This window comes from Streptomyces sp. NPDC057939, assembly GCF_042887545.1.
Lineage (GTDB): Bacteria > Actinomycetota > Actinomycetes > Streptomycetales > Streptomycetaceae > Streptomyces.
On sequence record NZ_JBHVPG010000014.1, the window covers coordinates 78,201 to 90,654 of the forward strand.

General features: G+C 73.8%; 12 protein-coding genes. 7 read left to right on the plus strand and 5 right to left on the minus strand.

Annotated features, from left to right (window positions below):
* Positions 1 to 45: 45 nt before the first annotated feature.
* Positions 46 to 723 carry a DedA family protein gene (locus ACFVS6_RS18010; RefSeq protein WP_389704814.1) on the plus strand — a complete coding sequence of 226 codons (678 nt, stop codon included), beginning with the start codon at positions 46 to 48 and terminating at the stop codon, positions 721 to 723.
* 92 nt (positions 724 to 815) lie between these two features.
* Here the strand turns inward: ACFVS6_RS18010 and ACFVS6_RS18015 are convergent, their stop codons facing one another.
* A complete protein-coding gene (locus tag ACFVS6_RS18015; protein ID WP_389704815.1) occupies positions 816 to 1,358 on the minus strand; it encodes a gamma carbonic anhydrase family protein in 543 nt (180 codons plus the stop codon).
* Between the two features lie 131 nt (positions 1,359 to 1,489).
* On the opposite strand from ACFVS6_RS18015, the gene ACFVS6_RS18020 reads away from it, so the two are divergent.
* Positions 1,490 to 2,242 carry an acyltransferase gene (locus tag ACFVS6_RS18020; RefSeq protein ID WP_389704817.1) on the plus strand — a complete coding sequence of 251 codons (753 nt, stop codon included), beginning with the start codon at positions 1,490 to 1,492 and terminating at the stop codon, positions 2,240 to 2,242.
* Between the two features lie 70 nt (positions 2,243 to 2,312).
* Here the strand turns inward: ACFVS6_RS18020 and ACFVS6_RS18025 are convergent, their stop codons facing one another.
* Positions 2,313 to 3,179 (minus strand): EamA family transporter, encoded by an 867-nt coding sequence (locus ACFVS6_RS18025; protein WP_389704818.1) that lies wholly within the window; start codon positions 3,177 to 3,179, stop codon positions 2,313 to 2,315.
* Positions 3,180 to 3,287: 108 nt separating this feature from the next.
* On the opposite strand from ACFVS6_RS18025, the gene ACFVS6_RS18030 reads away from it, so the two are divergent.
* Complete coding sequence (locus ACFVS6_RS18030) at positions 3,288 to 3,878, plus strand: helix-turn-helix domain-containing protein (protein WP_389704931.1); 591 nt, start codon at positions 3,288 to 3,290, stop codon at positions 3,876 to 3,878.
* Between the two features lie 52 nt (positions 3,879 to 3,930).
* Here the strand turns inward: ACFVS6_RS18030 and ACFVS6_RS18035 are convergent, their stop codons facing one another.
* On the minus strand, positions 3,931 to 4,335 hold the full coding sequence (locus ACFVS6_RS18035; RefSeq protein WP_389704819.1) for a CoA-binding protein: 405 nt from the start codon (positions 4,333 to 4,335) through the stop codon (positions 3,931 to 3,933).
* Positions 4,336 to 4,432: 97 nt separating this feature from the next.
* Here ACFVS6_RS18035 and ACFVS6_RS18040 point away from each other — a divergent pair, with 97 nt between their 5' ends.
* From ACFVS6_RS18040 to ACFVS6_RS18050, 3 genes are all read left to right on the plus strand, one after another.
* Entirely contained in the window at positions 4,433 to 5,062 is a 630-nt protein-coding gene (locus ACFVS6_RS18040) for a YigZ family protein (RefSeq protein WP_389704820.1), read from the plus strand.
* Positions 5,063 to 5,223: 161 nt separating this feature from the next.
* Positions 5,224 to 6,393 (plus strand): exonuclease SbcCD subunit D, encoded by a 1,170-nt coding sequence (locus ACFVS6_RS18045; RefSeq protein ID WP_389704821.1) that lies wholly within the window; start codon positions 5,224 to 5,226, stop codon positions 6,391 to 6,393.
* The gene (locus ACFVS6_RS18050) at positions 6,390 to 9,401 is read left to right on the plus strand and encodes an AAA family ATPase (protein ID WP_389704822.1); all 3,012 of its coding nucleotides are present in this window, start codon (positions 6,390 to 6,392) and stop codon (positions 9,399 to 9,401) included. Before ACFVS6_RS18045 ends, ACFVS6_RS18050 begins: the two co-directional genes overlap by 4 nt.
* On the opposite strand, the gene ACFVS6_RS18055 is transcribed toward ACFVS6_RS18050, so the two are convergent.
* Positions 9,391 to 9,837: an Lrp/AsnC family transcriptional regulator gene (locus ACFVS6_RS18055; protein WP_389704823.1), complete on the minus strand. Its 447-nt coding sequence runs from the start codon at positions 9,835 to 9,837 to the stop codon at positions 9,391 to 9,393. The genes ACFVS6_RS18050 and ACFVS6_RS18055 overlap by 11 nt on opposite strands.
* A 94-nt stretch (positions 9,838 to 9,931) precedes the next feature.
* On the opposite strand from ACFVS6_RS18055, the gene ACFVS6_RS18060 reads away from it, so the two are divergent.
* Positions 9,932 to 10,450 carry a rhodanese-like domain-containing protein gene (locus ACFVS6_RS18060; protein ID WP_389704825.1) on the plus strand — a complete coding sequence of 173 codons (519 nt, stop codon included), beginning with the start codon at positions 9,932 to 9,934 and terminating at the stop codon, positions 10,448 to 10,450.
* Between the two features lie 90 nt (positions 10,451 to 10,540).
* Here the strand turns inward: ACFVS6_RS18060 and ACFVS6_RS18065 are convergent, their stop codons facing one another.
* A complete protein-coding gene (locus ACFVS6_RS18065; RefSeq protein ID WP_389704826.1) occupies positions 10,541 to 12,247 on the minus strand; it encodes a DUF885 domain-containing protein in 1,707 nt (568 codons plus the stop codon).
* Between the last annotated feature and the right edge of the window lie 207 nt (positions 12,248 to 12,454).

Consider the following 12,454-nt stretch of genomic DNA (forward strand, 5'->3'; position numbering starts at 1 on the left):
GCGCGTCACGGGAGCCCGCCGGCGAGAACTCGGGAGGACCAACCGGTGCACATCCAGGAATGGCTGGAGACGATTCCGCCGATCAGCGTCTATCTCCTGGTGGGTCTGGTCATCGGGCTGGAGAGCCTGGGCATCCCCCTGCCCGGCGAGATCATCCTGGTCAGTTCGGCCCTGCTGGCCTCCCAGCACGGGGAGATCGACCCGGTGGTCCTGGGCCTGTGCGCGATCGCCGGTGCGATCATCGGCGACTCGATCGGCTACGCGATCGGACGGCGCGGGGGCAAGCCACTGTTGGAGAAGCTGGGGCGGCGCTTCCCCAAGCACTTCGGGCCCGAGCACGTGGCCCTCGCGGAGCGCTCCTTCGACAAGTGGGGCATGTGGGCCGTCTTCTTCGGCCGGTTCGTGGCCCTGCTGAGGATCTTCGCAGGGCCCCTGGCCGGCGTCCTGCGCATGCCGTACTGGCGGTTCCTCGTCGCGAACATCCTCGGCGGGATCCTCTGGGCCGGCGGCACCACCGCCGTCATCTACTCGGTCGGCATCGTCGCCGAGCCGTGGCTGAAGCGGTTCTCCTGGCTCGCGCTCGCCCTGGCCGTGGCGGGCGGGCTCGTCGTGACGCTCGTGATCCGCAGCCGCATGAAGAAGGCCGCGGCCCGGATCCGCGAGGACACGGCCCGGGACGCGGACCAGGCCCCGGCACCCGTGGCGGCGGGCGTCGCGGACTGACGCCACGGGCCGATGTCCCCGGGTCCGCGACGGGCCCGCCGGGACGGCTCCCGGGCCCGGTACGCACCGGGCTCCGCGGGCCGTCCCGTGCGTCAGGCCGAGGTCACCGACGCGCGGTGCTGCTCGGCGAGCGCCGTGTACATCGCGGCGTTGACCTTGATGCCCTCGCGCTCCTCCTCGGTGAGCTCCCGCCGAACCTTCGCGGGCACGCCCGCGACCAGGGAGCCGGGCGGGACCACCATGCCCTGGGGGACGAGGGCCTGCGCGGCGACCAACGAACCCGCGCCGATCACGGCGCCGTTCAGCACGGTCGCGCCCATGCCGATGAGGCAGTCGTCCTCCACGGTGCAGCCGTGGACGACGGCGTTGTGGCCGATGGAGACGCGCTCGCCGATGGACACCGGGAAGCCGGGGTCGACGTGGACGGTGCAGTTGTCCTGCACGTTGCTGTCCGCGCCGAGCGTGATCGGGCCGCAGTCGGCGCGCAGCACCGCCGAGTACCAGATGCTCGCGCCGGCGCCGAGGGTGACGTCGCCGACGACCACCGAGGTGGGCGCGGTGAAGGCCGTCGGGTCGACGGTCGGCTGCTTCCCGCCGACGCCCGCGATGAGTGCCTGGCCCGCCTGAAACGTCATGATCTCTTCCTCTGCTTCCGGATGCCGCGCTACCGGCACCGTAGGGCACGCGTCCGGCCGGTCCGGTGATGGGGTGAAGATCACAGGTCGGGGGTCCCGACGCCCGGCGCGCGGACCACTACCGTGGCCGGGTGCCGAAGAACCAGAACACGTTCTCATCCCTGACCGCCCTGCGCCGCCGCGTCGCGGGCCGGGTGGCGCACGCGGGATGGCGCTGGATGCAGCAGGCGGGCGCGATCACCGCACAGACCCCGGGGCGACTGCGCTTCGACGCCATCGGCGACGGCACCCGGCTCGCCTTCCCGCAGGGCACCGTCTTCGGTGAGCGGTGGATCCGGCTCGGCGCGCACTGCATCATCGCCGAGCAGGTGACCCTGACCGCCGGGATGATGCCCGACCTCGACCTCGGTCGGGAGCCGGTCCTCGTCCTGGGCAACGGGGTGGTCCTGGGCCGGGGCAGCCACGTCATCGCCGACACCCGCATCACCATCGGTGACGACACCTTCTGCGGCCCCGGCGTGTACATCACCTCCACCAACCACAGCTACGACGACCCGAACGAGCCCGTCGGCCGGCAGTGGCCCCGCAGCGCGCCGGTGGAGATCGGGTCCGGCTGCTGGCTCGGTACGGGCGCGGTGATCCTCCCCGGGGCCCGGCTGGGCCGCAACGTGGTGGTGGCCGCCGGATCCGTCGTCCGCGGCGAGGTGCCCGACCACGCGGTCGTGGCGGGGGCGCCGGCCCGGATCGTACGCCGCTGGGAGCCCGCGACGGGCTGGCAGCCGCCGCTGCGGACCCCGGCGCCGGTGCCGATTCCCGACGGGATGACACCGGAGCAGTTGCGCGGGCTGGCGCAGTTGGCGGAGGCCGAGGCGGGCGGGGCCTGACGGCCTCCGCCGCCGGACGGACGGGGGGTTCGAGGGCCTCGGCCCGCGGACCGGCCGGGGTTCGAGGGCCTCAGCCGGCGGCGAGCAGGACCGTTCCGGCCAGGGCCAGACCGGCGCCCGCCGCCTGGATGCCGCGCAGCCGCTCCTTGAGCACCGCGAACGCGGCCAGCGCGGTGACCACGGGGTACAGCGAGGAGAGCACGGCCGCCACGGTGACGGGGCCGTTCTGCGCGGCGATGGAGTACGTCCCGTTCGCCGCGACGTCCGCGAGGCCGACGAAGGCCAGGGCGGGCAGCATGCCCCACAGGACGCGCGGCCCGGTGCCCTCCGGCAGCGCCGGCACGCCCCGCCGGGTCTGCGCCCACAGGGCGGCGCCGCCCACGGTGACGTTGGTGACCCGCTGGACGAAGAGGGCGAGGAACAGGCCGGTCACGGTCGTGGAGGCCTCCGCGATGAGGGCCATCACCGCGCCGAATCCGAAGGCGGCGACGAGGGTGAGCACCACGGCCCTGCGCTGTACGGGCGCTCCGCGCAGTTCGGGTCCGCCGGCGAGGACGATGCCGACCACGGCCACCGCGATGCCCGCGAACTGGCCGGGGCCGGGCCGCTCGCCCAGCAGCAGCCCCGCGCCGACCGGCACGACCACCCCGACGGAGCCCAGCGGCGAGACCACGCCCATCGGGCCGAGGGCCAGCGCCTTGTAGAAGCTCAGCATGGCCACGGGCCCGACGAGACCGGCGCCCACCGCGAACCACAGCTGGGGGCCGGCCTCCCGCCAGGCGCCCGTGCCGATCACCACGGCGCCGAGCACGACGACCGCGACGACCTGGGACACGACCACCACCGTGAGCGCCGGTATCCGGCGGGTCAGCAGTCCTCCGCCGAAGTCGGCGAGTCCCCACAGGACGGCTGTGGCCAGGGCGAAGAGGGCGGTCATGGCAGGGGCCTCGCAGTACAGTGCGGTGAACGGTGGGGTGCAGGATCGAGTACGCCGTAGGTTAGTTCACTTTGTTGTACTGCGTCATCCAAAATATTGGACGGAATGGTGTCGGACCTCGAACAGCTCACCCAGGCTCTCGCCCGGAACCTCAAGCGGTGGCGCGGCGAGCGCGGATTCACCCTCGACGCGCTGGCGGCCCGCGCGGGGGTGAGTCGCGGCATGATCATCCAGATCGAGCAGGCGCGGACCAACCCCAGCGTCGGCACGACCGTCAAACTGGCGGACGCCCTCGGCGTCAGCATCACCACGCTCCTGGACCACGAGCGCGGCCCCCAGGTACACGTGGTGCCGCCGGGGCAGGGGGTGCGCATGTGGACCGGAGGGGCCGGCAGCGAGGCCCACATGCTGCTCGGCGACGACCGGCGCGGGCCGGTCGAGATGTGGACCTACCGGCTGGAGACAGGGGACGGGACCGCCTCGGACCCGCACCCCGCCGGAACCTTCGAGATGCTGCACGTCACGGCGGGCGAGCTGACGCTGGTCATCTCGGAGGAGCGCTACACGGTGCCCGCGGGCGGAGCCGTCTCCTTCGAGGCGAACGTCCCGCACGCCTATCGCAACGAGGGCGCCGTGCCCATGGAGATGACCATGGCCGTGTCGATCCCGCCGGTCCACGGTGTCAACGGGCACCACTAGCCCGTCCCTTTCGGATCCTGCCGGGTCCCTCCCCGCGCGGGGAGGGACCGTCTCACAGGGCCGGGATCTCGATCGCGGGGCAGCGGTCCATGACCATCTCCAGGCCCGCCCCGCGGGTCCGGGCGTAGGCCGCCTCGTCGACCACGTTCAACTGGAACCAGACCGCCCGGGCGCCGGCCGCCACCGCCTCGTCGGCCACCGCGCCGGCCAGGGCACTGTTCACGAAGACGTCCACCACGTCCACCTCGAACGGGATCGCCTCCAGCGAGGCGTACCCCGGTTCGCCGTGCACCGTCTCCGCCTTCGGGTGCACGGGGACCACGCGCTTGCCGTACCGCTGGAGCACGCGGGCCACACCGTAGGCGGCCCGGTCCTCGTTGTTGGACAGCCCCACCACCGCCCAGGTGTCGCCGAGTTCGGTGAGGATCCTGCGGATGGTCTCCTGGTCGCCGTACACGCGCGCCGCCTCCTAATGTGTTGGTCCGTCGCCGGGTCGAGTCACTCCGCACGATCAACGAAAAGGACACCTGTCCGATTCCCCGTAGGGTGGAGCGGTGAAGGCAGACCAGTACGTGACGGTGGCCCGCGAGGGCGTGCACGAGTCGGAGATCAACCGCTCGCGGTTCCTGTGCTCGCTCGCGCCCGCCGCGACGGAGCGGGAGGCGCAGGAGTTCATCGCGCGGATCCGCAAGGAGCACCCCACCGCCTCGCACAACTGCTTCGCCTACGTCATCGGCGCGGACGCCTCGGTCCAGAAGGCGAGTGACGACGGGGAGCCCGGCGGCACCGCCGGGGTGCCCATGCTCCAGATGCTGACCCGGCGCGACATCCGCTACGCCGTCGCCGTCGTCACCCGCTACTACGGCGGGGTGAAGCTCGGCGCGGGCGGCCTCATCCGGGCCTACGGCGGAGTCGTCGGCGAGGCCCTCGACGCGCTCGGGACCGTCACCCGCCACCGCTACCGGCTCGCCACCGTCACCGTCGACCACCAGCGGGCCGGCAGGACCCAGAACGACCTGCGCTCCAGCGGCCGGGCCGTGCTGGACGTGCGCTACGGCGAGGCGGTCGCCATCGACATCGGGATCCCCGAGGCGGACGTCGAGGCCTTCCGCGCCTGGCTGGCCGACGTCACCGCCGGGACCGCCGGCTTCGAGCTCGGCGGCGAGGCCTACGGCGAGGGCTGAGCCCGCCGCCGACGTCCCGGTGTCCGGCCCTGCCGTCCGACCCCGTCACTCCCGGGGTCCGAGGAGCGGAAGGGCGCGGTGGTGGGGCCGGGGAACGGGTTAGCCTGGAGGGTCGGAGCAGGGCCACGAAGGAGATCAAGCGTGCGGGTCGGAGCGAGCGAGTGAAGTTCCTGCACACCTCGGACTGGCACCTCGGGAGATCGTTCCACCGGGTGAACATGCTCGGAGCCCAGGCCGACTTCGTCGACCACCTCGTCGCGGCCGTCCGGGAACACGAGGTCGACGCCGTCCTCGTCGCCGGTGACGTCTACGACCGGGCCGTGCCCCCGTTGCCCGCCGTCGAGCTGTTCGACCGGGCCCTGCACCGGCTCGCCGAACTCGGCGTGCCGACCGTGATGATCTCCGGGAACCACGACTCCGCCCGCCGTCTCGGCGTCGGGGCCGGGCTCATCGGCCGCGCCGGGATCCACCTCAGGACCGACCCGGCGGGCTGCGCCGACCCCGTGGTGCTGGCCGACGTACACGGCGAGGTGGCCCTCTACGGGCTGCCCTACCTGGAACCGGCCCTCGTCAAGGAGGAGTTCGGCGCCGAGAAGGTCAGCCACGAGGCGGTGCTGGGCGCCGCCATGGACCGGATCCGGGCCGACCTGGCCGGCCGGGCGCCCGGAACCCGCTCCGTCGTCCTCGCCCACGCCTTCGTCACCGGCGGGCAGGCCAGCGACAGCGAACGCGACATCGCCGTCGGCGGGGTCGAGGCCGTGCCCGCCTCCGTCTTCGACGGGGTCGACTACGCCGCCCTCGGCCACCTCCACGGCTGCCAGGCGATCAACGAACGGGTCCGCTACTCCGGTTCCCCGCTCGCCTACTCCTTCTCCGAGGCCGACCACCGCAAGACGATGTGGCTGATCGATCTCGACGGCGACGGCGCGATCACCACCGCCGAACGGATCGACACCCCCGTCCCCAGGGACCTCTCCCGGCTGCGCGGGCGCCTGGAGGAGATCCTCGACGACCCGACCCTCGCGCCCCGCGAGGACCACTGGATCGAGGCCACCCTCACCGACCCGGTCCGCCCCGCCGACCCGATGGCCCGCCTCACCGCCCGCTTCCCGCACACCCTCAGCCTCGCCTTCGACCCCGAGGGCCGCGAGGAACACGAGGCGGCTTCCTACGCCCAACGGCTCAAGGGGCGCAGCGACCAGGAGATCGCCGAGGACTTCGTCGCGCACGTGCGCGGCGGCGGCACCCCCGACGACGCCGAACGGGACGTGCTGCGGGGCGCCTTCGACGACGTACGGGCCCAGGACAGCCGTCAGGAGACCGCCCGATGAGGCTGCACAGGCTCCGGATCACCGCCTTCGGGCCCTTCGCCGAACCCCAGGAGATCGACTTCGACGCCCTGTCCGGCGCCGGGATCTTCCTGCTCCACGGACCCACCGGCGCCGGCAAGACCTCCGTCCTCGACGCGGTCTGCTACGCCCTCTACGGATCCGTGCCCGGCTCCCGACAGGCGCCCGGCACCAGCCTGCGCAGCGACCACGCCGGCCCCGACGTCCCGACCGAGATCACCCTCGAACTCACCGCGGGCGACCGCCGCCTGGAGATCACCCGCCGCCCCGAACAGGACCGGCCCAAGAAACGCGGCACCGGCACCACCAAGGACAAACCGCAGAGCCTGCTGCGCGAGCACACCGGCGGCGGTTGGACGGCGCTCAGCCGCTCCCACCAGGAGATCGGCGAGGAGATCGAACAGCTCCTCGGCATGAGCCGGGAGCAGTTCTGCCAGGTCGTCCTGCTCCCGCAGGGCGAGTTCGCCCAGTTCCTGCGGGCGGGCGCCGAGGCCCGCGGTCGGCTCCTCGGCCGGCTCTTCGACACCCGCCGCTTCGCCGCCGTCGAGGCCCTGCTCGCCGAACGCCGCCGGGCCGCCGAGGCCAAGGTGCGGGCCGGCGACGAGAAGGTCCTCGCCGCCGCCCAGCGACTCGCCCAGGCCGCCGGGGACAGCGCCGACCTGCGCTCCTGGCCGCTGCCCCGGCACCAACCCGGCGATCCCGGCCTCGCCGAGGCCGTCCGGGCGTGGGCGGCCGTCGCCCGCTGCTCGGCGCGGGAACGACTCACCGTCGCCGAGTACGCGCTGGCCGCCGTCGAGGGACGGCACGCCGCCGCCCGGCGGGACGCCGAGGACGCCCGCGAACTCGACCGGCTCCAGCACCGGCACGCCGAAACCACCCGACGGGCGGAGCGGCTGGCCCAGGAAGCGCCGGAACGCGAACGCGTACGGAACCTCCTGGACCGGGCCCGCCGCGGCGCCCTCGTGGCCCCCGCGTTGGAACTGCGCGGGGCCGCGGCCGCGGCCCACCTCACCGCCGCGCACGCCGAGACCGTGGCCCGCTCCGTGCTCCCGCCCGCCCTCGCCGAAGCGGGCACCGAGCAACTCGCCGCCGTCGAACAGGGGCTGCGCGAGGAACTCGGCGCGGTCGGCGCCGCCCGCCGCGCGGAGCAGCGCAGCGCCGAGATCGGCCGCGAGCGCGCCACCCTGGAGCGGGAGACCCGGGACGCCGACGAACAGCACCAGGAGTCCCTCGACTGGCTCGCCCGATGGGACGACACCCGGGCCGCCCTCCAGGGCCGCGTGGACGCCGCCCAGCAGGCGGCGACCCTGGCGGAGCAGCTCGCCGGCCGGCTGGAGCCCGTCCGCATGCAGCTCACCGCCGCCGGCCGCCGGGACGCCCTGGGCGCCGACGCCGAGGCCGCCGCCGCCGAACTGCTCCTGGCCCGCGAGAAGTCCGCCGCCGCCCGCGAGAGCTGGCTGGAACTCAAGGAGGCCCGGCTGCGCGGCATCGCCGCCGAACTGGCCGAAGCCCTCACCGCCGGGGAACCCTGCACGGTCTGTGGGTCGGAGGAACACCCCGCCCCGGCCCGCCCCGCCGCCGGGCACGTGGACCGGGCCGCCGAGGACTCCGCCCACGCCCGCTTCGAACAGGCCGAGGAGCGCAGGGCCACCGTCGAGCGCAGGCTCGCGGCCGTCCGCGAGGCCGAGTCCGAGGCCGCGTCCGCCGCCGGGAAGTCGACCACCGCCGAACTGCGGGCGCTCACGGCGGACCTGAGTTCCCGGCACGCCGCCGCCCACGCGGACGCCGCCGCCCTGCACGCCGCCCGCGAACGGCTGGGCCGCGCCGAGCGCGAGCACGCCGCGCGCAGCGCCGACCGGCTCGACTCCGAACGCCGGGCCGCCGCCCGCTCCGAGCGGCGCGAGGCCCTCGACCGGGAACAGGCCTCCCTGGAGGCGGAACTGGTCCTCGTACGGGGCGACGCCCCCAGCGTCGCCGCGCGCGCACGCGTCCTGGAGGACCGGATCCGGATGGTCACCACGGCCGCCGGCGCACTGCGCCGGGCCGAGGTCACCACCGCCCGGCTGAAGGAGGCGGACGGCCAACTCGCCGACGCCGCCTTCAAGGCCGGCTTCGACACCACCGAGGCGGCCTCCGACGCCGTGCTTCCCGAGTACGAGCGCACCGCCCTCCAACACCGCACCGACGCCTGGCAGGCGGAGGAGGCCATGCTGGCCGAACGGCACGCCGAGCAGGACACCGCCCGCGCGGCGGCCCTGCCCGCCGCCGATCCGTACACCGCCGAGGCCCGCGCGGAACGCGCCGCCGCCCGACTGCGCACCGCCGGCTCGGCCGTCGACGCGGCCCGGGTGCGCTGCACCGAGCTCGACCGGCTCTCCCGGCAGGCGGAACACGAACTGCGCGCGCTGGGCCCGCTGCGCGCCGCGTACGAGCGGGTGGCCCGACTGGCCGGGCTCACCGCGGGCACGTCCTCCGACAACGAGCGCAAGATGCGGCTGGAGGCGTACGTCCTGGCCGCGCGGCTGGAGCAGGTCGCGGCCGCCGCGACCGTACGGCTGCTGAGGATGTCCGGCGGCCGCTACACCCTGGTCCACTCCGACGCCAGGGCGGGCGGCCGCGCCCGCTCCGGGCTCGGACTGCACGTCGTCGACGCCTGGACCGGCAGCGAGCGGGACACGGCCACGCTGTCGGGCGGCGAGACCTTCTTCGCCTCCCTGGCGCTGGCCCTGGGACTGGCGGACGTGGTCACCGACGAGGCCGGAGGCATGCGCCTCGACACCCTGTTCATCGACGAGGGCTTCGGCAGCCTCGACGACCAGGCCCTGGACGAGGTCCTCGACGTCCTGGACTCCCTGCGCGAGCGGGACCGCAGCGTCGGCATCGTGAGCCATGTCGGCGACCTGCGCACCCGGGTCCAGGCCCAACTGGAGATCGTCAAGCAGCGCGGCGGTTCGGTGGTCCGCCACCGCACGGCGGCGGTCACGGACTGAGCGGTCGCCGGGACAGCGGGGACGAGTACACGACGCTGGTGGTGACCGGGCCGAGGCCCGAGATCCGGCCCGTGACCTCCTCCAGGTGACCCATCGAGCGGGCCGTGACCTTCAGGACGAAGCAGTCGTCGCCCGTGACGTGGTGGGCCTCCAGGATCTCCGGGGTGGCTTCGAGGAAGTCGTGGAAGGGCTTGTAGTTGCCGTGCGGGTAGCGCAGCCGCACCAGGGCCAGGATGGCCTTGCCCAGCTTCTCGTGGTCGACGACGGCCGTGTAGCCGGTGATGATCCCCGCCTCCTCCAGTCGGCGGACCCGTTCCGTGACGGCGCTCGCGGACATGGACACGGCGCGGGCGAGCTCGGTGAAACTGGCGCGGCCGTCCTCCTGGAGGACGCTCAGGATCCGCCAGTCGGTGGCGTCGGGGGAATAGTCGGTCATCCCCCAGGTCTAGCAGGGAAATCCCCGGGGGAACAAGCTGAAGCCCGGGGAAACTCGCTTCCCCGAGTGGTCGACACTTCGTAGATTCGTGTCCATGACGACGACAACGAACACCGCGATCCCGACCGACACCGGCGTGAACCCCGTGCTCCGGGTCCCCCCGGCCACCCCGGCCGCGGCCGCCGCGTACTTCGCCGCGAGCCTGGCCTTCCACGCGGACGTGTCGGACGTCGCCGCCGCCTTCAAGGCCCACCGCGAGCACGGCGCCGAGCTCGGATTCCAACTGGTCGACTCCCGCTCCACCCCGTCCTGGGACCAGGCCCACGTACCCGGCGCCGTTCACCTCCCCACGGCCCTCATCCGCGAGCAGGCGGAGAAGCTCCTCGACCGGAACGTCCCCGTCGTGACCTACTGCTGGGGCCCCGGCTGCAACGGCGGCACCCGCTCCGCCCTCGCCCTGGCCGAACTCGGATTCCAGGTCAAGGAGATGCTCGGCGGCATCGAGTACTGGATCCGCGAGGGCTTCGAGGTCGAGACCTGGCAGGGCTCCGAGCAGCGCGCCGAGGCAGACCCGCTGACCGCGCCCACCGACTCGGACGACTGCGGCTGCTGACGCGCCGCCCACCGCCGACGGGCCGCACCCTCCCCGAACGGGGCGGTGCGGCCCGTCGACGGACCGCGGACGGCCCTTCGGGCGGCGCGGTCAGAGCTTGGAGAGCTCGTCCACCAGGTCGTCCAGGCCCAGCGAGCCCTGCGAGAGCGCCGCCATGTGCCAGGCCTTCAGGTCGAAGGACTCGCCGTGCGCGGCACGGGCGTTGTCCCGACCCAGCAGCCAGGCGCGCTCGCCCAGCTTGTAGCCGATCGCCTGCCCCGGCATCGACAGGTAACGGGTGAGCTCGCTCTCGATGTAGTCCGCCGGCCGGCCGCTGTGCAGCCCGAAGAACTCCTGCGCCAGGTCGACCGTCCAGCGCTCGCCCGGGTGGAACGGCGAGTTCGCCGGGATCTCCAGCCCCAGGTGCATGCCGATGTCCACGATCACCCGGGCGGCCCGCATCATCTGGCAGTCCAGGTAACCCAGCCGCTGTTCGGCGTCCTTGAGGTAGCCCAGCTCGTCCATCAGACGCTCCGCGTACAGCGCCCAACCCTCGACGTTCGCGCTGACCAGGCCTACGGTCGCCTGGTAGCGGGAGAGCCGGTCCGCCACGTGCTGCCACTGCGCGAGCTGGAGGTGATGACCGGGAACGCCCTCGTGGTACCAGGTGGACACCAGGTCGTAGACCGGGAAACGGGTCTGACCCATGGTCGGCAGCCAGGTGCGCCCGGGACGGGAGAAGTCCTCGGAGGGGTTGGTGTAGTACGGGGCCGCCGCGCCGCCCGCCGGGGCGATCATGGACTCGACCCGCTTGACCCGCTCGGCGAGCTCGAAGTGGGTGCCGTCCAGGTTCTCGATGGCCTCGTCCATCAGGCCCTGCAACCAGGACCGGACCTCGTCGACCCCCTCGATGTGGGTGCCGTGCTCGTCCAGGTGCCGCAGCGCCTCCCAGGGACCGGCGCCCGGCAGGATCCTGGCCGCCTCGGTCTTCATCTCCGCGAGCAGCCGGTGGTACTCGGCCCAGCCGTAGGCGTACGCCTCGTCCAGGTCCAGGTCGCTGCCGTTGAAGTAGCGCGCCCAGCGGGCGTAGCGCTCGCGTCCCACCGGGTCCGGCGCGCCCGCGACGGCCGGGGCGTACACGTCCCGCATCCAGTCCCGCAGTTCCGCCACCGCCGCCGTCGCACCGGCGGCCGCCGCGTCCAGTTCGGCGCGCAGGGCCTGCGGGCCGGCGGAGGCGAACTCCCCGAAGAAGTCCCGGGAGCCGTCCTCGCCCTCGCCCGCCCAGACCGTGAGCTGCTCGACGAAGGTGGCGGCGGGCCGCGGGCTTCCGTACAGCCCGCGTTCCAGACCGAGCGCGAGGCTCTCGCGGTACCCGGCGAGGGCGGCCGGCACGGCGCGCAGCCGCTCGGCGATCGCCGCCCAGTCCTCCTCGGTGTCGGCCGGGGTCAGGCTGAACGCCTCACGGACCGAGTGGGCGGGGGAGTGGATGTTGCTGACGGCGCGCAGGTCCTCGTCGGCCTCGTGGACGGCGAGTTCGGCGACGAGCCGCTCGCGCAGCAGACGGGCGCAGCGCCGCTCCGCCTCGGTGTCGGCGCCGGGCAACCGCTCGGCGGCGTCGAGCGCGGCCAGGGTGGTGCGCAACAGTTCGGCGGCGGCGGCGCGGCCGGCCGGGGAGAAGTCCGGCAGCTTGCCGGAGCTGGCCGCGACGCCGAGGTAGGTGCCCGTGATCGGGTCGATGGCGATGAGGTCGTCGACGTACGCGTCGGCGACCTGACGGGGCAGACGGGCTGCGCTGTCACTGTGGAGGGTCTCTGACATGCGGCCATCTTCGTATGCGGAACCGTCCCGCGTCATCACCGTGACGCCCCGGAGACCTGACGCGGGGGAGCCGGCGCGCGGCGCGCGGGCCGCCCGCGGGGCCGACGCCCGCCGCCCGTGGGGAACTTCGCACGAGGTGGTGGACCCGGCGGCCACCGGAAGCCGGATCGTACGGTTCCCACTGGGCGGGAACGCGCCCGGACCGCA